At 67.6% G+C, this 24,169-nt stretch carries 19 protein-coding genes, 1 tRNA gene and 2 rRNA genes; 9 read left to right on the top strand and 13 right to left on the bottom strand.

Going from position 1 to position 24,169, the window contains the following annotated elements; genetic code table 11:
• Positions 1-93: 93 nt before the first annotated feature.
• Together QWJ37_RS14850 and QWJ37_RS14845 are read left to right on the top strand one after the other, a co-directional pair.
• Positions 94-1,011 carry an oxygenase MpaB family protein gene (locus tag QWJ37_RS14850; RefSeq protein ID WP_290245772.1) on the top strand — a complete coding sequence of 306 codons (918 nt, stop codon included), beginning with the start codon at positions 94-96 and terminating at the stop codon, positions 1,009-1,011.
• A 371-nt stretch (positions 1,012-1,382) separates the two neighbouring features.
• Entirely contained in the window at positions 1,383-2,849 is a 1,467-nt protein-coding gene (locus QWJ37_RS14845; protein WP_290245771.1) for an HNH endonuclease signature motif containing protein, read from the top strand.
• Positions 2,850-2,902: 53 nt separating this feature from the next.
• Here QWJ37_RS14845 and QWJ37_RS14840 read toward each other — a convergent pair whose 3' ends face one another.
• From QWJ37_RS14840 to QWJ37_RS14830, 3 genes are read right to left on the bottom strand one after another with little or no spacing between them, the layout of a single operon-like run.
• Positions 2,903-3,691 carry a GntR family transcriptional regulator gene (locus QWJ37_RS14840; RefSeq protein WP_227904666.1) on the bottom strand — a complete coding sequence of 263 codons (789 nt, stop codon included), beginning with the start codon at positions 3,689-3,691 and terminating at the stop codon, positions 2,903-2,905.
• Between the two features lie 10 nt (positions 3,692-3,701).
• Entirely contained in the window at positions 3,702-4,673 is a 972-nt protein-coding gene (locus QWJ37_RS14835; protein WP_290245770.1) for a hydroxymethylglutaryl-CoA lyase, read from the bottom strand.
• Positions 4,670-5,878, bottom strand: coding sequence for a CoA transferase (locus QWJ37_RS14830; RefSeq protein ID WP_290245769.1), 1,209 nt, complete (start codon positions 5,876-5,878; stop codon positions 4,670-4,672). The genes QWJ37_RS14835 and QWJ37_RS14830 overlap by 4 nt, the downstream gene beginning before the upstream one ends.
• Positions 5,879-6,185: 307 nt before the next feature.
• Here QWJ37_RS14830 and QWJ37_RS14825 point away from each other — a divergent pair, with 307 nt between their 5' ends.
• From QWJ37_RS14825 to QWJ37_RS14805, 5 genes are all read left to right on the top strand, one after another.
• Positions 6,186-8,261, top strand: a complete 2,076-nt coding sequence (locus QWJ37_RS14825) for a hydantoinase/oxoprolinase family protein (RefSeq protein WP_290245768.1) — start codon at positions 6,186-6,188, stop codon at positions 8,259-8,261.
• Positions 8,262-8,265: 4 nt separating this feature from the next.
• On the top strand, positions 8,266-10,140 hold the full coding sequence (locus tag QWJ37_RS14820) for a hydantoinase B/oxoprolinase family protein (protein ID WP_290245767.1): 1,875 nt from the start codon (positions 8,266-8,268) through the stop codon (positions 10,138-10,140).
• Positions 10,137-10,745, top strand: a complete 609-nt coding sequence (locus tag QWJ37_RS14815; protein WP_227904655.1) for an isochorismatase family protein — start codon at positions 10,137-10,139, stop codon at positions 10,743-10,745. Before QWJ37_RS14820 ends, QWJ37_RS14815 begins: the two co-directional genes overlap by 4 nt.
• A 179-nt stretch (positions 10,746-10,924) precedes the next feature.
• Complete coding sequence (locus QWJ37_RS14810; protein WP_290245765.1) at positions 10,925-11,608, top strand: DsbA family protein; 684 nt, start codon at positions 10,925-10,927, stop codon at positions 11,606-11,608.
• A gap of 112 nt (positions 11,609-11,720) precedes the next feature.
• Positions 11,721-12,332: a DUF305 domain-containing protein gene (locus QWJ37_RS14805; protein ID WP_227904651.1), complete on the top strand. Its 612-nt coding sequence runs from the start codon at positions 11,721-11,723 to the stop codon at positions 12,330-12,332.
• A gap of 28 nt (positions 12,333-12,360) precedes the next feature.
• On the opposite strand, the gene QWJ37_RS14800 is transcribed toward QWJ37_RS14805, so the two are convergent.
• The 6 genes from QWJ37_RS14800 to QWJ37_RS14775 all read right to left on the bottom strand — a co-directional run bounded on the left by QWJ37_RS14800 (position 12,361) and on the right by QWJ37_RS14775 (position 19,142).
• The gene (locus QWJ37_RS14800; RefSeq protein ID WP_290245764.1) at positions 12,361-12,924 is read right to left on the bottom strand and encodes an AAA family ATPase; all 564 of its coding nucleotides are present in this window, start codon (positions 12,922-12,924) and stop codon (positions 12,361-12,363) included.
• Between the two features lie 321 nt (positions 12,925-13,245).
• Positions 13,246-14,493 carry a beta-ketoacyl-ACP synthase II gene (locus tag QWJ37_RS14795; protein WP_290245763.1) on the bottom strand — a complete coding sequence of 416 codons (1,248 nt, stop codon included), beginning with the start codon at positions 14,491-14,493 and terminating at the stop codon, positions 13,246-13,248.
• A 7-nt stretch (positions 14,494-14,500) separates the two neighbouring features.
• Entirely contained in the window at positions 14,501-16,189 is a 1,689-nt protein-coding gene (locus tag QWJ37_RS14790; protein ID WP_290245762.1) for an AMP-binding protein, read from the bottom strand.
• A gap of 23 nt (positions 16,190-16,212) precedes the next feature.
• Positions 16,213-17,043: an SDR family oxidoreductase gene (locus QWJ37_RS14785; protein ID WP_227904643.1), complete on the bottom strand. Its 831-nt coding sequence runs from the start codon at positions 17,041-17,043 to the stop codon at positions 16,213-16,215.
• Between the two features lie 123 nt (positions 17,044-17,166).
• Positions 17,167-17,811 carry a response regulator transcription factor gene (locus QWJ37_RS14780; protein ID WP_227904641.1) on the bottom strand — a complete coding sequence of 215 codons (645 nt, stop codon included), beginning with the start codon at positions 17,809-17,811 and terminating at the stop codon, positions 17,167-17,169.
• Positions 17,799-19,142, bottom strand: coding sequence for a histidine kinase (locus QWJ37_RS14775; protein ID WP_290245761.1), 1,344 nt, complete (start codon positions 19,140-19,142; stop codon positions 17,799-17,801). The genes QWJ37_RS14780 and QWJ37_RS14775 overlap by 13 nt, the downstream gene beginning before the upstream one ends.
• Before the next feature lie 146 nt (positions 19,143-19,288).
• Here QWJ37_RS14775 and QWJ37_RS14770 point away from each other — a divergent pair, with 146 nt between their 5' ends.
• Both QWJ37_RS14770 and QWJ37_RS14765 read left to right on the top strand, forming a co-directional pair.
• Positions 19,289-20,044 carry an ABC transporter ATP-binding protein gene (locus QWJ37_RS14770; protein ID WP_290245760.1) on the top strand — a complete coding sequence of 252 codons (756 nt, stop codon included), beginning with the start codon at positions 19,289-19,291 and terminating at the stop codon, positions 20,042-20,044.
• Positions 20,045-20,046: 2 nt separating this feature from the next.
• The gene (locus tag QWJ37_RS14765; protein WP_290245759.1) at positions 20,047-22,524 is read left to right on the top strand and encodes an ABC transporter permease; all 2,478 of its coding nucleotides are present in this window, start codon (positions 20,047-20,049) and stop codon (positions 22,522-22,524) included.
• 57 nt (positions 22,525-22,581) lie between these two features.
• Here QWJ37_RS14765 and QWJ37_RS14760 read toward each other — a convergent pair.
• The 4 genes from QWJ37_RS14760 to rrf (QWJ37_RS14745) form a co-directional block, all read right to left on the bottom strand.
• Positions 22,582-22,669, bottom strand: a tRNA-Ser gene (locus tag QWJ37_RS14760).
• Positions 22,670-22,747: 78 nt separating this feature from the next.
• Positions 22,748-23,395, bottom strand: a complete 648-nt coding sequence (locus tag QWJ37_RS14755) for a TMEM175 family protein (protein WP_227904626.1) — start codon at positions 23,393-23,395, stop codon at positions 22,748-22,750.
• A 208-nt stretch (positions 23,396-23,603) separates the two neighbouring features.
• A 5S ribosomal RNA gene (rrf, locus tag QWJ37_RS14750) occupies positions 23,604-23,720 on the bottom strand.
• 372 nt (positions 23,721-24,092) lie between these two features.
• Positions 24,093-24,169 (bottom strand): 5S ribosomal RNA (gene rrf, locus QWJ37_RS14745); the annotation flags it as partial.

Here is a 24,169-nt window from a genome sequence, read left to right as displayed (position 1 = left end):
GTCGTCGTGATTTTCTCTCCGCTGGGGCGGCTCCGCAGGGGCCGGCCGGCAAGGCTCTGGATTCACGGCTCTGCGGGGGCGAGACTGGGAGACGTGAGCATTTCCCTTCCCAAATCCATCGCCACCTGGCGCCGCCAGCTGATCGGCACGTTCAGCAACAACGCCACCGAGATTCCGCAGTGGGAGCTCGAGCTGGCCAAGGGCGACGACGTCGGCCACTTCGGTCCGGAGTCAGCGGTGTGGGCTGTGCACGGGTCCATGACGCCGATCATCGCGGGCATCCGCGCCCTGCTGTTGCAGGCGCTGCACCCTGGTGCGATGGCCGGGGTGCATGATTTCTCCGACTATCGCTCGGATCCCTTGGGCCGGCTGGCCGGGACCATCCGCTGGATCTTCACCGTCACGTACGGGGACACGCAAGCGGCCAAGGCCGGCTCGGACTGGGTGCTGCGCCTGCATGAGCGGGTGCACGGCACCTATGTGGACGCCGACGACGTCGAGCAGCCCTATTCCGCCAACGATCCGGAGATTGCCCGCTGGGTGCATCTGGCGTTCACCGACGCGTTCCTTTCCTCGCACCAGCGCTACGGCGCGCCGATTCCCGGCGGACCGGATGCCTACGTCGCAGAGTGGGCGGTGGCCGGGGAATTGATGGGCATTCCGAATCCGCCCCGGTCCGAGGACGAGCTGCGCAAGCAGATGGCTTCCTATGATGCCCAGCTGCGCAGCAGCGACTACGTCCAGGAGGCGTTGCGGTTTTTGCGTCGGCCTCCGCTGCCCCGGAACCAGCGTTTCGGCTACCGGGTGCTCTTTGCCGGTGCCGTTGCCAGTCTGGAACCGAAGCATCGGGAGCTGCTCGGGCTGAAGGCGCCGCATATCGGACCGGTGCCGGTGCCCATGAGGTTTCCCGTGAAACTGGTTTTGGGTGTCATCCGTCTGGGGCTGGGTCCTATGGGTCCCAGCGAGCGGTCGGCGCGGGAGCGGATTGCCCGGGTGAGTGGCGGGGTGTGACTGGCGGGTGTGATGGGCGGTGCACTTGGCAGGGCGCTGCTCGTCGATTCACTACCGTTTTCCTTTCCAAGGCGACCCCTTTTGAACACGAGTAGTGGACCCAAAAAGACAGGTATTTGCTGGTGCTCTGGCGGGTCCTTTTTGGAGCTTTTTTGGCCCGGAAATGTCAGTGCCGGATGAAATGCTGAAGCATGGATCAGGACGGGAATACCGGGTGCGGAACCGGAATGCCGGCCAGCGAAGACCTTCCACGGGAAGGGGCAGCCGGCAACCCGGATGCGCCCTCGACACCGTCTGCCATGGCCCCGACCAGTCTCGCGGTTTATCGTGCCGATCGGGCTGGTGAATCTGTCGCGGGGTCTGCGGATGCCATGCCCGCTGCAAGTTCCACGCGTACAGCCAGCGGCACTGCTTCCACCAGTCCCGCGGGCGCCCCCGGCAATGCGGAATGCTCAGGCAACATTTATCCGGACGGATTTACCGGAACCCTGGCTCTGGCGAATCTTGAGTCCTGCGACGAAGTGACCACGGGCGAAGCTCTGGGCAGGGTGTCACATTTGATTGCCTGGGCGCAGGCGCAGCAGGCCCGGCTGATGAACCGCATGCAGGAGGTCTTCCGGGACAGCTACCATGACGCCACCGGCCGGCTGGAACCGGGCATGGCCTTCAGCCTCGCTTCCACCGAGTGTGCGGCCATCCTAAGAGTCCCGCAAATGACGGCACAGCGGCTGATGGACGAGGCCGGCAGGCTCTGCGGCCCGCACGCCGCGACCCTCACCGCACTGGAGGAAGGCACGCTCAGCTACCCGCATACGCAAGTGGTTCTGGACCAGTGCGAGAACGTTCCCGCCGCTGACCTGCCGGAACTTGAAGCGGACCTGCTGGCCGCTGCCGCAGGACAGACCCGGGCTCAGTTCTCTGCCAAAGCCCGCAGACTGCGGGAGAAGAAATATCCGCAAACCATTGCTGCTCGGCACCTCAGCGCGTTCGAGAAACGGAAGGTCACTCTGGATCCGGTTGAGGACGGTATGTCCTGGCTCTCGGCCCTTTTGCCGGCACCGGACGCCCAGCAGATCTACACCGCCCTGAGCACCTCCGCCCAGGGAGAACAGACGGCCGGTGACCCGCGGAGCAGGGACCAGTTGCGTGCCGACATCCTCGCCCAACTGCTCATGGGCGGCCTCGGATCAGCCCGCAGCCAGCGCGCGGACAAAGCCGAAGGTGGAGGGCACGCAGGGGCGGCCGACGGTGGCGGGTACGCGGATAAAACCGCCGCCGGGCTCACCGATCCGGACGATATTGGCAGCATCCCGCGCGCCGAGATCATGGTGCTGATCAGCGCTGAAACCCTCTTCGGCGCTAACGAGGAACCCGCCGAGCTCCACGGCTACGGACCCATCAGCGCGGAAGCCGCCCGGCGGCTGGCCCGCAACGCCACCCGCTGGACCGGACTCGTCCGGGATCCGCACACCGGAGAGATCCTGGGTGTGGGCAGGCGCCGGAAAGTCCCCGCCGGGCTCGCCCGCTGGTTACGGGCACGGGACGGGACCTGCCGGTTCCCGGGATGCCGGGTCAGTACCGGGGTGACCGAGATTGACCACACCAAAGACTGGGCCAAGGGCGGGAACACCGAGCATTCGAACCTTGCCCACCTGTGCCGGAGGCATCACCGGTTCAAGACCCTGGGTTATTGGAAGGCCTGCCAACCGAAGCCGGGGGTGTTGGAATGGACCTCGCCCACCGGCCGGGTCTACCGGACCGAGCCCTTCCTGGAGCTGGCGGACGCGGATCCAAACGCACGCTCCGTCCCAGGACCGGAAGAGGTACCCCCGTTCTGACAAGGTTCGTCCCGGACCTACAAGGCGGACCAACAAGGGAACGCCAGCCCCCTCTAGGAAGCAGCCTGCACAGCCCCCGCGGCATTCCGGGCAGCCAGGATATGCGTCCGCATCACCGCTTCGGCCCACTCCCCGTCCCGGGCCCGGGCTGCAGCCACAAGCTCGGCGTGATGGGACATGCTGCGCTGCAACGCTTCCGGGCTGTACTTATGGAAGGTGTGAGCCACCACGGCAGGACGCATGAGCGTCTGCAGCGCTGCAGCAAAGTGCCGGTTGCCGCACCGCTGGACAAAAATCTCGTGGAATTCCTTGTTCAAGGCGCTCAGTCCCTCCAGCGATCCAGAACCAGCAGCCTCTTCCATGGCCGCTGCCAGCTCGGCCAGCCGGTCCACATCGGCATCCGAGAGCCGGGGCACCGCCAGCAATGCGGCATGCGGCTCGAACCCGGCACGAACGTCATACAGGTCCGCCACATCCTTGCCGCTGAAGCTGACCACCTGGGCACCCTTGTTGCGGCTGAGTTCCACTATCCCCTCGGCAGCCAGCCGGTTGAGGGCCTCCCGGATGGGAGTGCGGCTGACACCGAACCGCGAGGCAAGCGCTGCTTCGCGCAGCCAGTCCCCCGGTCCCAGCTCGCCAGATGCGATCAGTTCCCGGATCCGGGCATAGGCACTGTCATCAGCGGGAACGCCGTGTTGCGCCTGCACATCAGCGGGCGCTGCAGGGTGTGCCGGTGTAGCAGCAGGCTGCGCCTGCACATCAGCGGGCGCTGCGGGCTGCTCTGGCGCCGCAGCAGACGTGCCAGATCCCGCAGTCCCGGCCGTCGCGAGGGGTTCTTCCATGCCCACCACGTTATCCCCGACCGGCAGCAGGTTCGGGCAGCTCCGGCCAGGACGCGGCCGCAAGATCGGCACGGGTGCCGCCACGGGAGACAAACGACGCCGAAGGCCTCCCGGTGAGTTCAACACTCCGGTCCACCGCGCGCATGTACGCCGGCAGGTCTATCCCGGTGGAAATCCCCAACCCGTCACACAGGTGCACCAGATCCTCCAGCGGCGCATTACCCAGGACCGAGGGATCGCCGGGAAACCACAGGTCCCCGCCAAGCCCGGCAAAGGAGCCTTCCAACCAGTCCGCACCGGCCAGCATCGCCGCCAAAGCATTGGCAGGAGCAAACCCGTTGCGGTTATGCAGATGCACTCCCACCTCCAGGCCCGGATACAGCGAGCGCACCTCCGCCACGCCGTCGTACATCTCCCCGGGCTCCTCCTCCCCGGAGGTCCCGGCCAGATACACCCCGGCAGACCCGGCATCCACGGCAGCCTGCACCACACGCAGCCGTTCGGCCCGGGGCACCGGACCCCGGGCCGGCGCAAAGAACGAGCACGCCACCGCAGTGACCAGTCGCAGGCCCGCACCTTCGGCGAGTTTCCCGATGCGCTCCAGACCGGACAGCGCCTCCGTGACGGTCAGCCGCTGGTTGCGCAGGCTGACCTCCTCGTCCGCTGACACCACCACCACCAGCTCGTCCAGGCCGCAGTCAACGGCCCGTTCGGCACCGCGGTAATTCGGCGCCAGACCCCGGTACCGGACGCCGGGCACCCGCGGCACGGCAGCCATCACGTCCGCAGCATCGGCAAGCTGCGGCAGCACCTTCGGATGCGCAAAGGACACCGCCTCAATCTCGCGCACCCCGGCGTCGATCAGCAGCCGGGCCAGTTCCACTTTCTCCGCCGTCGCAAGCGGTTCGGGCACGGACTGCAGGCCGTCCCGCAACCCCACCTCCACCAGCCGGATTGACTGCGGCAACCCGGGCAGACTCATGCCACACCACTCGCCCGCAGCTGCGCCAACGCATCAGGATCGACGCCGATGCCGGCCAGCACCTCCGCGGTATGGGCACCCAGCTCCGGGCCCGGCCAGCGCACGGTCCCCCGGGTCCGGCTCAGCCGCGGAAAAACATTCTGCATCGCTACCGGCCCCAGCACCGGGTGGTCCACCTCGGTGATGGATTCCCGGGCCTGGAACTGCGGGTCCGCGAACATGTCCACCGGCCGGAAGATCCTCCCGGAGGGCACCCCGTGTTCTTCCAGCAGTGCCTCCAGCTTCTCCGCATCCAGTGCGGAGGTAAATGCGGCAATCCGGTTATCCAGTTCCTCCTGCCGGTCGCCCCGGGCCCCGTGGCTGGCGTAACGGGGATCGTCTGCCAGTTCGGGAGCGTCCATCGCCTTGGCCAGCCGTGCGAACACGGTGTCCTGGTTCGCGGCAATCAGCAGCCATTGCCCATCCTGCGTGGGATACACATTGCTCGGCGCCACATTGGGCAGCACAGCACCGGTACGCTCCCGCTGGTATCCGGTGACCTGCCATTCCGGCACCAGGGACTCCATCACGCCGAGCACCGCCTCGTAAATCGCCGAATCCACAATCTGGCCGCGTCCGCTGGTCTGCCGCTCCTGCAGCGCGGCAAGGGCTCCGATGGTGGCGAACAGCGCAGCGAGGGTATCCCCGATGGAAATCCCCACCCGGGACGGCGGCGTGGACGGATCCCCCACCACATACCGCAGCCCGCCCATGGCCTCGCCAATTGCACCGTAGCCGGCGCGCTGCGAATAGGGTCCGTCCTGCCCGAAGCCGGACACCCGCACCATCACCAGACCAGGATTCAGCTCCTGCAGCTCAGCGAAACCCAGTCCCCAGCGCTCCATGGTCCCCGGGCGGAAGTTCTCCACCAGGACATCAGCCCCGGCAATCAGCTGCCGGGCGAGCTCCTGACCTTCGGGATCGCGCAGGTTCAGCGTGACGGAGCGTTTGTTCCGCCCGACGACGGACCACCAGAGCGATTGTCCCTGCGGCAGCTGCCGTCCCCACTGGCGCAGCGGATCCCCTTTCGCGGGGTCTTCGATCTTGACGACGTCGGCCCCCAGATCACCAAGCAGCTGGCCGCAGAAGGGCCCCGCCAGCAGCTGGCCCATTTCCACCACCCGCACCCCGGCCAACGGCCCGGCGGACTGTCCGGAAGCTGTCATGGTGGTCCTCCTGAGGATGGTGCCGGGAACGGTTTCCGCAGTGACGGAAGCCGTGATGCATACAACTTGGCAGTCGCCCTAGGTAGATGTCAAGGAAATACTCGGGCTGCAGCAACGGGTTGTATGCAATGTCTTGACAGTGGTGTACGTCACACCTAGCCTGATGCCACCGGACACGGCACAGCATCACCCGCAGCGTTCCGACATGCTTCCACCCCGCACATCCCGTCCCCGCATATCTGCCCGGCTCCGGCGTCTCAGCGCCGCCACGGCCGGAAGGATGCCGGGCCACCCCCAAGGAGAACTGATGGCATTTCGGTTAGGCGTAGATGTGGGCGGCACATTCACCGACATTCTGCTGGTCAATGAGGACACCGGGCAGACCCACCGGTACAAGACCTCCTCCACGCCCGAAGATCAGTCCGCCGGGGTGCTGCACGGCATCCGCCAGGTCTGCGCAGCGGCAGGCATTGATCCGGCCGAGGTCCGCGATGTCCTGCACGGAACCACCGTTGCCACCAACGCGATCCTGGAGAAGAAGGGCGCCCGCGTCGGGCTGGTGACCACCCGCGGATTCCGGCAGGTCCTGCAGATTGCCCGCTCCTTTGTCCCCGGCGGACTGGCCGGCTGGATCATCTGGCCCAAACCTGAACCGCTGGCAGACCTGGAAGACACCGTGGAGGTCACCGAACGGGTTTCCACCACCGGGTCGGTGCTTATCCCCCTGGACGAGGAGAACGTCCGGGCGCAGCTGCGCAAGCTGCGGGAGAACGGCATCGAAGCACTGAGCATCTGCCTCATCAATGCCTACGCCAACGGCGACCACGAGGCGCGGATCGCGGACATTGCAGCCGAGGAACTTCCGGGAATCCCCGTCTCCCGTTCCTCGGTGGTGCTGCCGGAACTGCGCGAATACGAGCGGGCCATCACCACCGTGGCCAACGCCTACGTCCAGGGACAGGTGTCCGGCTACGTCCGCAACCTCGACGCCCAGATGACCGACGCCGGCATGAACGCCCAGCTCTCCATCCTGCGCAGCGACGGCGGCCTGGTCTCGGGTGCGGTCGCTGCCGACAACCCGGTTTCGCTGCTGCTCTCCGGACCGGCCGGCGGGGTGACCGGTGCAGCCTGGGCGGCAGAACAGGCCGGCTACAAAGACTTCCTGACCTTCGACATGGGCGGCACCTCCACCGACGTCGCCCTGGTGCAGAACCTGCAGCCGCGGATCGGACGCGAAACCACCGTCGGTGACCTGACCGTCCGCGCCACCTCCGTGGACGTCCGCACCGTCGGCGCCGGCGGCGGGTCCATTGCCCACGTTCCGCAGCTGACCCAGGCACTGCGCGTAGGCCCGCAGTCCGCCGGTGCCGCCCCCGGCCCTGCCTCCTACGGCCGCGGCGGCACCGAACCCACCGTCACGGACGCGAACGTGGTCCTCGGCTACCTGCCCTCACAGCTGGCCGGCGGCGAAATCGGCCTGGATACAGAAGCAGCGGCCGCGGCGGTCAAAACCATTGCCGACGCCACCGGGCTGAACGAGGTGGAGCGCGCAGCCGAAGGCATTGTGCACATTGTCAACGAAAACATGTTCGGTGCGCTCAAACTCGTCTCCACCCAGCAGGGTTTTGATCCCCGGGACTTCGCCCTGGTGGCCTTCGGCGGTGCCGGACCGCTGCACGCCAACGCGCTGGGGAAACTCACCGGCGCCTGGCCGGTCATCATTCCGCCCTCCCCCGGCGTGCTCTCCGCCTACGGGGACGCGACCACCAGCCTGCGCGATGAAGCGGCGCGCACCCTCGTGCGCCCGTTCGGCGATTTTTCCGACGCCGACCTGGCCGGGCTGCTGGAGGAACTGGCCCGCACCGCCCGGGAAACGCTGCTCTCCGCCGGGCTCGGCGAGGAGGACCTGAACACCACCTACTCGGCGGATGTCCGCTACCACGGACAGGGTTTCGAAATCCCGGTGCCCATTGATTTCCCGGCTTTCCAGGCCGGGGACGGCAGCGGTTTCGCCGCCCTCCGCGCAGGCTTCGATGCCGAGCACCAGCGGCTGTTCTCCTTCCTGCTGGACAATGACCACGAGCTGGTCACCGTCCGTGCCACGGTCAACGGGCCGCATCCGGAGGTCGCCGCGATCACCCTCGAATCCGGCGGCACCGATCCGTCGGCCGCCGAGCGCACCAAAAGCAGCATCTACGTGGACGGTGCCACGGTGGAGGCCACCATTTATGACCGGGACCGGCTGCTCGCCGGCAACGTGGTCACCGGACCGGCAGTGATTGCCGAAATGGATTCCACCACCCTCGTCCTGCCCGGACACGCCGCCACGGTGCACCCGCACGGCAGCCTGCTCATCCGCCCCGTCGAAGATTCCAAGGAGTAGCCCCATGGCCCAGCTTGTGGAGACCGCCACCGAGCCGTTGCAGGCGGTCGACGTCGACGTCGTCACCCTCGACCTGATCGAAAATGCCCTGCGCAGCGCCCGCTACGAAATGGACGAAACCCTCTTTCGCACCGCCCTGAGCCCGGGCATCCGGGAACAGCATGACGAGTTCCCGCTGATCGCGGACCCGGCCGGAAAAATGATCGTGGGCCAGTTCGGCCTCTCCATCCCGGATTTCCTGGAGAACTTCAACGGGACCATCGAGGAGGGCGACGTCCTGATGACCTCGGACCCGTACTCCTGCGGCGCCGCCATCAGCCATGCCAATGACTGGCTGGTGGTGATGCCGATTTTCTACGAGGGCAGGATTGTCGGCTGGTCCTCCCAGTTCGGCCACATGACCGACGTCGGCGGCAAGACCCCGGCGTCCATGCCCACCGACGCGCGCACCATCTTCGAGGAAGGCGTGGTCATCCCGCCGTTCAAGCTCTACCGGCGCGGGGAACGGGACGAGACGTCGCTGGGCATCATCCTGAACCAGGTCCGGAAGCCGGACTGGAACCGGGCGGACCTGAACGGACTGGTGGCAGCCTGCAGCACCGCCGCCCGGCGGGTGCAGGAAATGTGCGCCCGCTTCGGCGTCGACACCTACACCTCGGCACTGAACGCCCTGCTGGACCGCAACTACCGGGCCATGAAAACCCTGCTCTCCATGGTGTTCGAAGAGGGCAAACCGCTCTCCTTCACCGACTTCATTGACGACGACGGCCGCGGCTTCGGTCCCTACGAACTGAAGATGACCATCACCCGCACCGGGGAAAAGGTGCTGATCGACCTGACCGGCAGCAGCCCGCAGGCGCAGGGCCCGATCAACTACTACATCAACGAAAACCTGATCCGGATGTTCTTCGGCATCTACATGATCACCGTCGCGGATCCGCAGATCCTGTGGAATGACGGTTTTTATCCGCTGGTGGACGTGGAAATCCCCGAGGACACCTTCTGGAAACCCCGCTACCCCGCAGCGCTGAACGGGCGCAACCACGGCATCGGCCGGCTTTTTGACCTTTTCGGCGGGCTGCTCGGCCAGGCCAATCCCGATCTGCTCAACGGCGCCGGGTTCTCCTCCTCGCCGCACTTTATGTACTCCGGGAACTACAGTTCCGGGGACCGCAAGGGCGAGTGGTTCCAGCTCTACTCCATCGGTTTCGGGGGTATCCCGGGACGGCCCGTGGGCGACGGACCGGACGGCCACTCCCTCTGGCCCTCCTTCACCAACATCCCCTGCGAGTACCTGGAGTCCTACTACCCGATGGTCATTGAACGCTGGGAAACCATCGCGGACACCGGCGGCGCCGGGCTGCACCGCGGCGGCAACGGGGTGGATGTTGCCTACCGGTTCCTGGAACCGGGCACCATCGCCATCCACGATGACCGGTGGCTCACCTACCCCTGGGGAGTCCGCGGCGGCGAACCGGGTACCCGGGGCCGCAAATGGATTGACCGGGCGGACGGCAGCACGGACATCCTGCCCTCCAAGGTGCACGACGTCGCGGTGCACCCCGGCGATGTGCTGCACTTCGTCACGTGGGGCGGCGGCGGCTGGGGGGATCCGCTGGAGCGGGATCCGGAACTGGTGGCCAAGGAAGTGCGCCGCGGGCTGGTCACCGCCGACGGCGCCCGCCGCTACGGCGTCGCTTGCTCGGAAAGGGGGATGCTCGACGACGGCGCCACCGCTGAGCTGCGCACCCAACTGCGTGCCACCCGGGAGGAGCCGCTGCCCCTGTTCAACCGGGGCGGTGAACTCTCCGACCTGCTGGCCAACAGCCTCGCCGAAACCGGCCTGGCCGCACCGACTCCCCCGGTGGCGATGCTGTGACCGGCTTCGCCTCCGGCTTTGACGGGAGCCTGACGCCGGGCGCCACACCGGCGGTGGTGTCCGTGGACCTGATGCGTGCCTACTTCGAGCCGCAGAGCCCGCTCTGCCTGCCGGACAAGGATTTCCTGGACACGGCCGCCGCGGTGATCGGGGCGGCCCGGGCGGTCGGCATCCCGGTGCTGCACACCCGGGTCAGTTACGCGCCCGACGGCGCGGACGGCGGTGTGTTCATCCTGAAGGTCCCGGCCTTGCGGCTGCTGATCGGCGACGCACCGCTGGGCACGATCATGCCGGAAGTGGCGCCGGCGGAGGGTGAGACGGTGCTGGTCAAACAGTATGCGAGCGCATTCTTCGGCACCGATCTGGCGGAGCGGCTGCGTGCCCGGGGAGTGGACACCCTGGTGATTGTGGGCACCAGCACCAGCGGCTGCATCCGCGCCACGGCCGTGGATGCGGTGCAGCACGGCTTCATTCCGATTGTGGTGGGAGACGCCGTCGGAGACCGGGATGAAACGGTGCACAACGCCTCTCTGTATGACCTGCAGGCCAAGTACGCGGAAATCTGGGACGGCGCCGGAGTGATGGAGTATTTCCGGGCCGGATAGCCCTGCCCGGATAACCCGGCCCGGTAATCCGGCTCACCCGCTGACCCGTTCAAGATCACACGGGCAGGCCGCAAAACCCCTTTCGAAGCCTGCCGTGCCGGTAGGAAAATTGAAGGAAAGCATTGTCCAACCCGTACTTGGCGCGTGCTGCGCGCGCTTCCCCGATCCGGAAAGGAACTATGCGCAGGGTTGTACCTTCACTGATCATTGCCGGACTGCTTGTGAGTGGAGGGGTGGTGTCCTGCGGGACGGACTCCGCAACCCCCGACACCAGCGCCACCGCTTCCGCTTCGGCCTCCGCGGAAGTCACCATCCCGGCGGACCAGATGGACAAGCTGGTTCCCGCTGATGCCCGGACCATCACCGATCCGGCCGATCCGCAGGCCACCCTGGTCCTCTTTACCGACTACCAGTGCCCGTACTGCGGCATGATGGACCCGCTCATCCAGCAGGCCAAGGCCGACTACGGCAACCAGGTACGCATCGTGGTGCGCAACTATCCACTGCCCAAGCACCAGAACGCTGAACCCTCGGCCCGCGCCGTCGAAGCCGCAGCGGAACAGGGCAAGCTGGAGGAAATGGCGGCCAAGGTTTTCGAGCACCAGCAGGGCTGGAAGGCCGAGTCCGATGTGGACGGCATCTTCGAACAGTACGCCGAAGAGCTGGGCCTGGACATGGACCGGTTCACCGCCGACTACTCCTCGGACGCCATCAAGGACCGTGTGGCGCGGGACCTGCAGGATGCCCAGGATCTCCAGGTTCGGGGCACGCCCACGCTCTATCTGGACGGCAAGGCCGTACAGCTGGAAACCGGCGACTACAGCGAAATCTCCGAACCGCTGGATAACGCCCTGAACAACTAAGCGGGCAGAGGACAACTAAGCGGGCAGAGGCCGGTGCGGCCCCACGTTGCCCTGCCCTGATGGGATGGCTACGCTGGGCCCACACAGGTCTCAACGCAGTACAGGGGGAATCATGACCACACCGTCCAAGGCAACTTCCCGGGGACGCTCCCCGCGCTCACTGCTCAGGCTGCTTCCCGCCCTCGCCTTGGCGGTGGTCCTTTCCCTTAGCGGCTGCGCGGATACTGCTGCCCCGGAAACCGCTCCGCCCACCGGGCCGCTCGGCCACAACGATGCCGATGTGCAGTTTGCCCAATCGATGATTCCGCACCAGCAGCGGGCAGTGGAGATGAGCGACATGATCCTCGCCAAGGAGGGCGTGGGCCCGGATGTCGCGGAGCTGGCCGGGGAGATCAAAGAGACCCAGGGATCGGAAATGGACACCCTGACCACCTGGCTCGAAGCCAGGGACCAGCCGGCGCAGGCCACTCCTGATGCTGAAACCGCCGAGGGAGAGGGCCTGCTCAGCACCGCCGAGGTGGCCGCCCTGGAAGCGGCCCAGGGCACGGACGCCTCCCGCATTTATCTGGAGTCGATGACGGTGCATCACGACGCCGCCATCGACAAGTACCAGCGACAGGTGGGCGGCGGACAGAATGAAGAGGTCCTGACGCTGGCTCACGGCGTGTACGAGGACCGGTTCCCGCGAATCGAGCGCATGAACGCGCTGCTTGCCGGGCTGTAGACGCAGCCTAGCTGTACTGAGACAACACCTAGCCCTGCGGGACCCTGCTTTCGACGGCGTGCTCAATCCGGTGTGCGCACTCGTCGGGGGCAGCGAGGCTGGTGTCCACTTCCACGTCGTAAACGACTCCGCGGTGCACGCTGGCGGCCTGCGCCCTGGCCATGCCGACCACCCGGTCCGGACGGTCCGCCTCCCGGGACGCGGCGACGTCGGGAGGGCAGTGAACGCCTACCCACATCACCTCCACGTCGCTGAAGGCTGCCTTCACCCGGTCCTGCCCGTCAGCGCCGGAAAGGAACACCTCGTCAAGGATCAGGCAGGCACCGGCACGGACCATGGCATGGAGCCCGGCGTACCAGGAGGCCTCCAGCGCACGGTAGGCGTCGCTGACGGTGACGGTGCCGTCCGGAGCGAAGGTGATTCCTGCACGCGGGCTGTCCCCTCCGCCGGGAAGGGCATCGATGAAGCTGTCCACGCCGAACGTCAGCCAGATCCCGGGCAGAACCTCCTGCAACGCCCGGGCCAGGGACGTTTTACCCGAACTGGATCCACCATTGAGGACAAGCACTTGTGGACTTCGGCGGACAGACATGCAGCGAGCCTAACGGAGTCCACACGGGGAAATGGAACCTGGCCCGGGACTGACACAAGGGCACCGGGTCCCGGGTAACGGGGCGGACGGACGACGGGCGCGGGTCCCGGGCGGCTAACAACCGGGGGCCACGGGTCGGGGCCAGGCGACCGATGGCGGGGGCACCGGAGGGTTCGGAGGAAGGCGGCTTTAATATTTCCCGCGAGCTCTGCGAGCGCGGAAATTTCGTTGCCGCCGTTCCGGGCCCCCCGCAGGCGCCCGGCTGTCACCCGCAAGCGCCCGCAGGCACCGCCCCCGACAGGCTGACGGCAACAACCAGGCTCAGACCGGCCCGAACGCCGCCACGGCATTCTGCCCGCCGAACCCGAAGGCGTTCGTCACGGCATAGCGCACCCGGGATTCCCGGGCCGTCCCGGGCACATAGTCCAGATCGCACTCCGGATCGGGGGTGGTGTAGTTGATGGTGGGCGGGATAACGCCGTCCCGGACGGCCATGGCGCAGAGCAGCGAGCCCAGGGTGCCGGCCGCCCCGATGAGGTGTCCGGTCATGGATTTGGGTGCGGTGACCGCTAACGACGGCGCATGCTCGCCGAACGCAGCATGCAGGGCGAGGGTTTCGGTCCGGTCATTGGCCAGTGTGGAGGTACCGTGCGCTGCCACCAGGTCCACGTCCTCCGGGTTCAGCCGGGACCGGTCCAGGGTGCGGCAGATGGCTTCGGCCGCATACCTGCCGGTGGGTTCCGGAGCCACAATATGGAAGGCGTCGCTGGTCATCGCCCCGCCCAGCACTTCGGCATACACATCGGCGCCGCGGGCCCGGGCATGGCTGAGCAGCTCCAGCGTGCACACCACCGCCCCTTCCCCGAAGACAAAACCGTCCCGGTCCGCATCGAACGGCCGGCTGGCTTCCTGCGGGGACTCGTTGTGCCGGGAGAGCCCGCGCATGGCGGAGAGCCCGGCAAACATCACCGAGGTAATCGCCGCATCCGTGCCGCCGGCCACCACCACGTCCGCGTCGCCGGCCAGCAGGGTCCGGCGGGCCTCCAGCAGGGCCGCAGTGCCGCTGGCGCAGGCCAGCGCACTGGCGTTCACAGGCCCGTGCACCGCCAGGTCAATGGCCACTTCGCAGGCAGGCATATTGGTCAGCGACGATGCGACGAAGCTGGGACTGATGGGCCGCAGCCCGTCACGGCCCAGCGTCTCGGTGGCGTCCTGGATTTCCGGATACCCGGACACCGCGCTGTTAATCAGGACCGCCGCTTCGGTACCTTCCAGCGATTCGCCCAGTCCGGCGTCGGCCACCGCTTCCCGTGCGGCCGCCACGGCCAGATGGGAGGCGCGGGAGGAACGGCGCAGCCGTTTGACCGGCAGCAGCCGGGCGGCGTCGAAGTTCCTTACTTCGCCGGCAATCCGGGTGGGGAAATCCGAGGCGTCAAACGCGGTGATCTTCTCGATCCCGCTGCGCCCCGCCAGCAGGCCGGACCAGGTGTCCGGCCAGGTGTTTCCCAGCGGAGTCACCGCCCCCATTCCGGTGATGACGACCCGCTCAGCTGCTCGTCCCCCAGCCATCGGCCCCTCACCCATCCGCCGCCGCCGTCGGACCCGCCCCCGGCACGTGCATCCGGCCGTCCAGCCAGTCCTGGGCGGCGGAATCGGCCACCTTATAGTGCATCTTCTTCCCGGTTGCGGTCAGCGGCACCTCGTCCACGAAGCGGTAGCCGCGCGGCCGCTTGAAGTCCGCCAGGCCCGGGTGTTCCCGGCAGAACGCGTCCAGGCCGTCCACATCCACCGCCTCATCCCGCCGGACCACGTAGGCCACCACCCGCTGGCCCCACTGATCGTCCGGCACCCCCACCACCACGGAATCCAGCACGCCGGGATGGTCCGCAAGCGCGGCCTCCACCTGCACCGGATGGACGTTCTCGCCGCCGGAAATGATCATGTCATCGGTCCGGCCCATGATGGTCACGTACCCGTCCGCATCCCACGTGGCCATGTCCCCGGGATACAGCCAGCCGTCGTGGAACTTCTCCTCCTCCACCTGTGGCAGGTTGGCATAGCTGAACCCGGACTTCGGCGAGCGCATGATCACCTCGCCGATTTCGCTGCCGTCCCGGGCGGCCAGCTCATGCGGCTGGCCGCGGCGGCCCTCGAACACGCGGACGACGGCGACGTCGTCGTCCGTGCAGGAACGTCCGGCGCTGCCCGCGTGGGCCGGCAGGTCCTCCGGGCGCAGGAAGGTGTTCCAGAATCCCTCGGTGGTGCCGTAGCCGTTGAAGAGGCGCGGGGTGAGCAGTTCCTGGTACCGGATCGCGGCGGCGCGGTCCAGCGGCGCGCCCATGGTGACAATGCCGTGCAGGGTGGTCAGGTCCCGCGGGTTTTTCTCCTGCTCGGCGGCGATCATCTCCAGGGTGGTGGGCGCGCCGATCAGGTAGGTCAGCCCCTGCTCCCCCACCCAGTCCAGCACCGTGGCCGGATTAAAACTGCGCAGCGGCACCACCGATCCGCCAATGTAGAACACCGGGTTGGGCCCGCCGGAGTGCAGCCCGCCGCGGTGGAACCAGGGGGTCATGTTCAGGGTGCGGTCCTGCGGGGTCAGCGGGAAATGCATGATCACGTCGTGGGCGCTCATCAGTTCCGCGATGGAGGGCAGCGGCACCCCCTTGGGCATGCCGGTGGTACCCGAGGTGTAGAACCGGGTGCTTTCCTCGAAAGTCGAGAAGTCCGCAGGCAGGTCCGGCAGGGTGCCGGACGCCTCGGCCACGGCGGCGTCGAAGTCCTGTCCCAGGTGACCGGAGCCCATCCCCCAGTGCCCGGCGTCGTTGCCGCCGGCCACCAGCACTGTCGGGGACACGCCGGCCAGCTCGAGCGCCCGCTGCGCGCCGTCCGCGTGTTCGGCGTCGATCACGAACACCGCCGGATCGCTGTCCCGCAGGATGTGCGCGGTTTCCGCCGGCGCCAGCCGGTAGTTCACCGGGACGCTGACGGCGCCCAGCCGCTGCGTGGCCAGATACAGCAGGGCAAACTCCACGCCGTTGTAGAGCTGGTAAAGCACCCGGTCACCACGTCCGACGCCGCGTTCGGCCAGGGCGCGCGCCACCGAGTCCACGGCGGCACCGAGCTGCGCGTAACTCCATTCCCGGCCGGTCGGCGGATCCACCAGCGCAATGCTGTCCCCGTACCGGGCCACGTTGCGGCCAAACCCGGCGGCATAGGTGAGCGAGTGCTCGAAATAGTCCCGGTAGCGGGTGGAATCGTAGCTCACAGCTGCCTCCTGGTGGGTTCCGGCTACTGGCGGCGGTCCCGGGTGGGCCGGTCCGGAAGTTGAATCGGCGGGCCCGAGGCCTCGGAATGGAAGGGCGGGGCAATCACTGACAGGCCGCCGTCCACGGCCAGCACCTGGCCGGTGATGTACTCGGCGCCGGGTGAAAGCAGGAATTCCACGGCGGCAGCCATCTCATCCACAGTGCCGGCCCGGCGTTTGGGAATCCGGGACAGCACGCTCTCCATGGCGGCCATGCCCTCCATGGAGTAGAAGTAGTCCAGCGAATCCGAATCGATCAGTCCGCCGTTCACGGCGTTCACGTTGATGCCGTAGCCGGCGAATTCCACAGCCATAAACCGCACAAAGGACTCCACGGCGGCCTTGTAGGAACCCAGAACGGCGTAAGTGGGGAAGGCCCGGCTGCTGCCGTAACTCGTCAGTGCCACAATGCGCCCGCCGCGGTCCATCAGCTTCACCGCTTCCTGGGCGCCGAGCACAAACGGGCGCACGTTCACGGCATAAGCCCGGTCCAGGTGATGCGTCTTCAGGTCCACCACGTTCTTGAAGGCGGCAGCGGCGGCATTGTTAATGAAGTAGTCCAGCCGGCCGTATTCATCCGCGGCGGTATCAAAAAGCCGGACAATGTCCTCAGGATTCTCCACGTCCGCCTGCACGGCTATCCCGCCGCCGCCCAGTTCCTGCAGTTTCGCCACCGTCTCCTTGGCCATTTCCGCGTTCTGCCGGTAACTGACCACCACCTGGGTGCCCTGCTCCGCGAGGCGCTCCGCCACCCGCCGCCCAATACCGCGGGACGCACCGGTGATCAGGGCGATCTTTGCCTCGCTTTGTTCCACGTGCAACCTCCCGGGCCGGTCCGTGCCTCACACCTTGTCACCGGACGCCGCCGGGAAACAAGACCCGGCGGGCAACCCGGGCCCGGACCAGCGGCACCTGGTGCGGGAGGGCGGGTAGCCGGGCTAGGAACGCAGGTAGGCCAGCGTGGCGAGCACCCGCCGGTGGCCGCTGTCCGACGGCGCGAGCCCCAGCTTCGCGAAAATGTTGCCGATGTGTTTGCTCACCGCGGTTTCTGACACGGTGATGGCCTCGGCAATGGCGGTGTTGCCCAGCCCCTCGGCCACCAGGCCCAGCACTTCAAACTCCCGCGGCGTCAGGGAACGGATGGGGTCTTCGGTGGAGCGCCGGCTGAACAGCTGGGCAATGACTTCGGGATCCATCACCGTCCCCCCGCCCAATACACGGCGCAGGCCGTCCACGAACTCGCCCACGTTGCCCACCCGTTCCTTGAGCAGGTAGCCCACGCCCTGGGCACCGGAGCCGAGCAGCCGGCTGGCGTACCGGTCCTCCACATACGCGGAGAGCACCAGGACGGGGAAGTCCGGGACCTGGGCCCGCAGCTCCAGTGCGGCCTTCAACCCCTCATTGGTGAAGGTGGGCGGCATCCGCACGTCCAGCACGGCGCCGTCGGCACTGCCCGGCTCAAATGCGGCAAGCAGGTCATCGGCGTTATCCCACGCACCCACCACCTCGAAGCCTTCGCTCTGCAGCAGCAGCTGCATTCCGGCCCGCAGCAGGGCATCATCTTCGGCAATCAGAAGGCGCATGGCAGCTCCACTCGCAGGTGTGTCGGTCCGCCCGGCGGACTCGTCAGGATCAGTTGGCCGCCGAACGCCGCCGCACGCCGGGCAATGCCGGCCAGCCCGGTGCCCGAGCCGTCGCTGGCGGGCTCATCGCCGCCGGACGCCGCGTCCCTGGATACCCCGTCCCTGGAAGCCCCGCCCCCTGGCGGCAAATCCCCGGCAGCGCTGACCCGGGCACCGCCGTCGCCGTCGTCGTCCACCTGCACCACCAGGATCTCCTCCCGGCCCGCAGTTTCGGTCCGCAGCACCACATCAATCCAGTCCGCGCCGGAATGTTTCGCCGCATTGGTCAGGGCTTCGGCCAGCACAAAGTACGCGGCCGCTTCCACCGCTGCCGGGGCGCGCTGCAGGCCGGTGATGTTCAGGGAGCAGGGAATGGGTGACCGGCTGGTCAGGGCCGACGCCGCTCCGCCCAGGCCCAGCTCATCCAGCACCGGCGGGTAAATATCGTGCACAGCGGCGCGCAGCCCGGCCAGCGCCTCGGACGCGGCATCCTGGGCACGGCCGATAAACGGCACGGCCGCCGCCGGGTCGGTTTCCGCCGCCCGCTGCGCCAGCCCGAGCATCATCACGACGCCGACCAGCCGGTTCTGCGCGCCGTCGTGCAGTTCGCGTTCAATCCGGCGCAGTTCGGCAGCGTGGGCGGCGAGCGCGCTGGCCCGGGCCGCAGAGAGATCAGAGATCCGCCGGGCCAGGTCCGCGTAACGCCGCGGCGAGAGGATCGCCAGAGTGGCACCGCTCAGCCGCCGGGCCAGCCAGGGCACCAGCATCCAGGCCCCCGCCACGTACGCCAGCCCCAGCAGGATCATCAGCCCGGCGTCGGTCCAGCTGCGGACGGAGATGGTCAGCTCCAGCGGTGCATCCGGCGGAAACAGCGGCCAGAACGGGGCAGCCAGGACATACAGCACACCGCCCAGCGGCAGCGCCAGGGTCAGCACGGCAGCGAGCAGGGCGGAGGCAGCGTGGAACAGCAGCCAGGACACATCCCGCCGGGTTTCCGGGGCGCTGACCATGGCGGCGAGTTCACCGAAGGAATGCTTTCCGGCCAGATGCCGCCGGTCAAAGGGGATCACGGCGGACGTGAAACCCGCTGCCCGCCCCTGGGCCCGCGCCGCCAGGAGGTTCAGGGTACCCAGCAGCCCCGGCACTGCGTACAAGCCCACCCCCAGCGGAAGGAACGGGAGCAGCACAATGCCGGCCACCAGCATTCCCAGGGAGGCGAGCCAGTAGCCGCCCTCACGCAGCAGGAAGGCGGCATCCCGGAAACGGGATTCGAGGCCGGCACGGATAGTCACCTGCCCGATTATGCCGGAGCGGCCCGCCCATGTCGGTATAGCCAGCTATACCCTCAACCGGCCGTTTGGCTGTATCGGATCCGCTCTTCCCGATCCGTAGCGTCGAAGACAGCCAACCTGCCCGCCCGATTCAAAGGATGATCCGCATGTTTACCGATACCGACGAGTTCTCCGCCCCCGCAGCCCTGCAGCTTGCGGGCGTTTCCAAAAGCTACGGTTCCGGCCCCGCCGCCGTACCCGCCCTGCGCAATGTGTCCCTGGCCGTTCCGCAGGGCAGCTTCACCGCGATCATGGGCCCCTCCGGTTCCGGTAAATCCACCCTGCTGCAGTGCGCGGCCGGATTGGACGCGCCGGATCAGGGCCGGGTGCTGCTGGGCGAAACCGAAATTTCCCGGTTGCGCGGCAAGGCCCTGACCCGGTTCCGCCGGGACCACGTGGGGTTTGTCTTCCAGGCCTACAACCTGCTGCCCCAGCTCACGGTCTCCCGCAACGTGACCCTCCCCCTGCTGCTGGCCGGGCACGCCACCGACGCCGTCTGGCTGGAGTACGTACTGGAGTCAGTGGGTCTGGGCGGCTTCGGCGAGCGGAAGCCGCAGGAGCTCTCCGGCGGGCAGCAGCAGCGGGCAGCCATCGCCCGGGCGCTGATCACCCGGCCCGCCGCCGTCTTCGCGGATGAGCCCACCGGCGCCCTGGACTCCGGGACCGCCCGCCAGGTCCTGGACCTGCTGCGGCACACGGTCTCGGAACTGGGACAGACCGTGGTGATGGTGACCCACGATCCGGTGGCCGCCGTCGCGGCGGACACCGTGGTGTTCCTGGCCGACGGGCAGCTGGACGGCAGCCTCAGCGGCGCCACCGTTCATGAAGTCACCGAGCACGTCGCCTACCTTGGGGAGCGCTAACCATGTGGTCTTTTGCCAAAGAATCAATCCGGCACCACCGCGGCGGATTCGCCGGCGTGTTTGTGGCCGTGTTCCTGTGCGCGGCGCTGATCACCGCCATGGGTGTTCTCATTGAATCCGGGCTGCGCGGCGGTACCGACGCGCAGCGCCTGCAGGCCGCCGACGTGGTGGTGGGCGCCCCGCAGTCCCTGCCCGTGGTCGAGGACATGGACGCCCCGTTCTCCGAGCGGGTGCTCCTGCCGGAAGACGTGGCCGCCGCGATCGCCGACGTCCCCGGGGTCGGGCAGGCGGTGGGTACCGTCAGTATTCCCCTGGCCGCCGACGGCGGCCGCAGCCTCTCCGCCGCGGCCTGGGACTCCGCGGCCCTGGCGCCCTATGAACTGACCGCCGGCGAGGCACCCCGTGCCGCCACCGATGTGGTGGTGGACGGCTCCTTCGGTGCGGCTCCCGGGGAGCGGCTGATGCTCTCGCACGGCGGCGTGCCGTCCGAGTACACCGTGTCCGGTATTGCGTCGGCGCAGGACGCCGGCTCAACCCCCGCAGTATTCCTCAGCGCGGCCGGGGCGGACGCCCTGTGGCCGCATCCCGGGTCGGTTGCCACCGTGGGGGTGATTGCCGATTCCTCCGTGGATCCGGAGCAGCTGGCGGCCGACATCGAAAACCGGGTGGACGGCGTCGTCACCTATACCGGTGACCGCCGCGGGGACGTGGAGAACCTGGGCGGATCCGCCGCCCGTTCCATGCTGCTGTTGCTCAGCGGGTCTCTGGCCGGGGTGGCCGTGATGACAGCCGTGTTTGTCACCGCCGGCACCCTGTCCCTGTCCATCCTGGGCCGCCGCCGCGAGTTCGCGATGCTGCGCGCCGTGGGCGCCGGCAGCGGGCAGACGCTGGGCATGATCATCCGCGAAGTCCTGCTGGTGTCCGGTGCGGCGGCGGTGCTGGGGGCAGCACCGGGCTTCGGGCTGGCGTATCTGCTGGGTGCGCAGTTCACTGCCGGCGGCATCATTCCGGAAGATTTCGCCTTGGCCTACAGTCCCCTCCCGGCGCTGGCCGCCGTGGTGCTCAGTATTGCTGCCGCCGTGGGCGCGTCGCTGGTTTCGGCCCGCGGCACGGTGCGCATGGCTCCCACCACGGCCCTGCGTGAAGCAGTGACGGAAAAGTCACAGCTGGGCCGGGGCCGCCGGCTGGGCGGTGTGTCTCTGGTGGCGGCGGGGCTGGTGGCCGCTCTGCTTCCCGCGGCGCTGCCCGGCACCGCCGGACTGGCGGTGGCCGCGTCCAGCGTGCTGTTGCTGATCATCGGCGCGGGCATGCTGGGGCCGTGGATTGTCGCCGGCATACTGCGGCTGGTGAAGCCGCTGCTGGGCCGGAGCCCCTCGGCGTCGCTGGCTCTGGCGGAAGCCAATGCCTCGGCGTTCCCCCGCCGGCTGGCCTCCGGAATCATTCCGCTGGCCCTGGCCATCGCGCTGGGCTCGGTGCAGCTGTTTATGCCCACCACGGTGGAGTCGGAAGCGGACCGGCAGTCCCGGGACGGCATGGTGGCGGACTACATGGTCAGCGCACCGGCGTCCGGCATCTCCGCCGAACTGGCAGCAGACGTTGCCGGCCTGCCGGCAGTGGACGCCGCCACCCCGGTGGCCCACTCAGCGGTGCTGGCCGATCTGCGGTTCCTGGGCACCGAGGACGGGATGGAGGCGTACGGCATCCAGGGCGTGGACCCGCAGGATCTGGGCGCCACCCTGGACCTGGATGTCAGCGAAGGATCCCTGGACCGGCTGGCCGAGCCCGAAACTGTGGCACTGAGCGTGGACCTGGCGCGGGAATCCGGCGTGGGCCTGGGTGAAGAGTTCGCCTTCCATTACGGCGACGGGACGGAAACATCGGCCGTCGTTGTGGCCACCTATCAGCGGGGACTGGGGTTCGGCGACGTCACCGTTGCCAATGACACCCTGCTGCAGCACACCACCGCCGGGCTGAATGACCACCTGCTGGTGAACGCCGCTGACGGAGCAGCAGGCAGTGACCTGGCCGATCAGCTGGCAGGGGTCGGCCTGACCGCCGCGGACCGGGATGCCGCCGGTGCTGCCGGGGCCGCGGAACGGCAGGCGGAATCCTGGGTGAACATCATCGCGATGCTGGTGCTGCTGGGTTATGTGGGCCTGTCGGTGGTGAATTCGCTGGTGATGGCCACCGCCCGGCGCCGGCCGGAGCTGATGCTGCTGCGCTCCCTCGGAGCATCGGACCGGCAGCTGCGCCGAATGACCGGTGCGGAATCGCTGCTGCTGGTGGTGGCCGCCGTCGTTCTCGGCACCGTCCTGGCCGTTCCGCCGCTGATGGGCATCGCGGTGAACGTCTCGGGGATGCCGCTGCCCACCATCCAGCCGTGGGTGTATCTGGGCTTGGCCGGTGCCGCGGCGGTGATCGGGTTCGGCTCGGTCTCCGTGGCTACCCGGGCTGCCCTGCGGGAGGAGAAACAGCGCTGAGGGAACAGCCTGCAGACAAAGAAACACCCCGGCCCAAAGGACCGGGGTGTTTCTTTTTGGCGGAGGATGGGGGATTTGAACCCCCGAGGGCGTTAACCCAACACGCGTTCCAGGCGTGCGCCATAGGCCGCTAGGCGAATCCTCCAGGCTTGCTCCGTAAGAAGCAGATATAAGACTACCCGACGCAGTGCCAATCCAACGAATCGGCGTCCCGGCCGGCCGGTCAGCCCGGCGCGGCCTGTTTGCTGCCCAGGTAACGGAGCACGGCATTGATCAGAAGAATTGCCAGCCAGGACAGGGTCGCCGCCTGTGGACCCCAGAGGAAAGCCACCGGGATGGAGGCCAGGAAGACGGCGGGCGTCACCGGGGCGCGGACCTGCGCGTAGGCCGGAAGTCGGGGGTCAACGTCATCCAGGAACATGTGCTCGCGGCTGCAATACCACCAGAGCGCGCTATTGACGGTGCCGATCAGCCCGAGGGCCGCCGCATAAATTACGACGCCGAGCACCTGGTCTCCGTAGAAGGCCAGCATGTCCGTGGCGTACCCCAGCAGGGCAACAAACAGCAGGAGCAGCAGGTTCAGCTGCTGCAGCCGGCCGGTGAAGCCCTTGAGCAGGCGGAAGAGGCGGTGGTGGCTGAGCCAGTAGGCGGCAGTGACCACAAAGGACAGGGCATACGCACCGAACTCCGGCAACTGCTCGGCGACGGCGGCACCAAGTTGATCCGGCGGAACCTGGGGAACCTTGATGTCCACGGCCAGCAGCGTCATGGCGATGGCGAACACGGCATCGCTGAAGAACATGGTGCGCTCCAGATCGGGCCCGGAATTGACCCGCCGGGCAAAATGCCTGTTCATGTTCGCTTCGGCCACCGGACCATCGTGACCCGGCGGCCGGGTCCAGGTCACGGGGTCGGGCGGCAAACAGGCACGGGCCTACGGCTTTTACTGTGCTTTTACTGGGCTTTTACTGTTCCGCGGATTGTCCTGCTGGGCCACGGAATACCGGGTACGGCCTCACAAGACGCTTAAACAGATAAGGACCCGCACGTCCTTGTGCGGATCCTTATCTTCAACAGATGTCCGGCGGTGACCTACTCTCCCACATCCTCCCGGATGCAGTACCATCGGCGCTGTGGGTCTTAGCTTCCGGGTTCGGAATGGGACCGGGCGTTTCCCCCACGCTATGACCGCCGTAACCCTTGCCCCGGACCGCTTTCGCGGCGGGAAATCTTCGGTTACAGGCTGCCCTTTCGGGTTTCTGCTCTACAAGTCTACCGCGTCTTTGAGTCACCTTTGACCATTACTTTTTGGTGTCCCCGGCGGGCTCCTGGCGGCAGGGGTCAGAGCGGACCGAGGCAGAGCCAAGGCGGGTCCGGGGTCGGGGCCGGATGACGACGCACCATGATTTTGCCCACCTGCTCCTCTGCCGGCCGGCCCCGGCGGGGAACCAGGCCGTCCAACCGCCGGCGCAGCCGACCCAGGGCGCCGGCAGCACCGGCATCCCTGGTGGGGGTTAAACAAGTGAGGCCCGTACCAACACTGGTACGGGCCTCACCCTTCACAATTTGTCCGGCGGTGACCTACTCTCCCACATCCTCCCGGATGCAGTACCATCGGCGCTGTGGGTCTTAGCTTCCGGGTTCG

Source organism: Arthrobacter sp. YD2 (assembly GCF_030410475.1).
Taxonomy (GTDB): Bacteria; Actinomycetota; Actinomycetes; order Actinomycetales; family Micrococcaceae; genus Arthrobacter_B; species Arthrobacter_B zhangbolii.
The sequence above is the reverse complement of the archived record's forward strand: the minus strand, read 5'-3'. Positions and strand labels throughout refer to the sequence as shown.

Coding starts and splice junctions, on each gene's coding strand:
- QWJ37_RS14845 (WP_290245771.1), top strand. CDS start 1,383: ATGCCCGCTGCAAGTTCCACGCGTACAGCCAGCGGCACTGCTTCCACC.
- QWJ37_RS14840 (WP_227904666.1), bottom strand. CDS start 3,691: ATGGAAGAACCCCTCGCGACGGCCGGGACTGCGGGATCTGGCACGTCT.
- QWJ37_RS14835 (WP_290245770.1), bottom strand. CDS start 4,673: ATGAGTCTGCCCGGGTTGCCGCAGTCAATCCGGCTGGTGGAGGTGGGG.
- QWJ37_RS14830 (WP_290245769.1), bottom strand. CDS start 5,878: ATGACAGCTTCCGGACAGTCCGCCGGGCCGTTGGCCGGGGTGCGGGTG.
- QWJ37_RS14825 (WP_290245768.1), top strand. CDS start 6,186: ATGGCATTTCGGTTAGGCGTAGATGTGGGCGGCACATTCACCGACATT.
- QWJ37_RS14820 (WP_290245767.1), top strand. CDS start 8,266: ATGGCCCAGCTTGTGGAGACCGCCACCGAGCCGTTGCAGGCGGTCGAC.
- QWJ37_RS14810 (WP_290245765.1), top strand. CDS start 10,925: ATGCGCAGGGTTGTACCTTCACTGATCATTGCCGGACTGCTTGTGAGT.
- QWJ37_RS14805 (WP_227904651.1), top strand. CDS start 11,721: ATGACCACACCGTCCAAGGCAACTTCCCGGGGACGCTCCCCGCGCTCA.
- QWJ37_RS14800 (WP_290245764.1), bottom strand. CDS start 12,924: ATGTCTGTCCGCCGAAGTCCACAAGTGCTTGTCCTCAATGGTGGATCC.
- QWJ37_RS14795 (WP_290245763.1), bottom strand. CDS start 14,493: ATGGCTGGGGGACGAGCAGCTGAGCGGGTCGTCATCACCGGAATGGGG.
- QWJ37_RS14780 (WP_227904641.1), bottom strand. CDS start 17,811: ATGCGCCTTCTGATTGCCGAAGATGATGCCCTGCTGCGGGCCGGAATG.
- QWJ37_RS14770 (WP_290245760.1), top strand. CDS start 19,289: ATGTTTACCGATACCGACGAGTTCTCCGCCCCCGCAGCCCTGCAGCTT.
- QWJ37_RS14765 (WP_290245759.1), top strand. CDS start 20,047: ATGTGGTCTTTTGCCAAAGAATCAATCCGGCACCACCGCGGCGGATTC.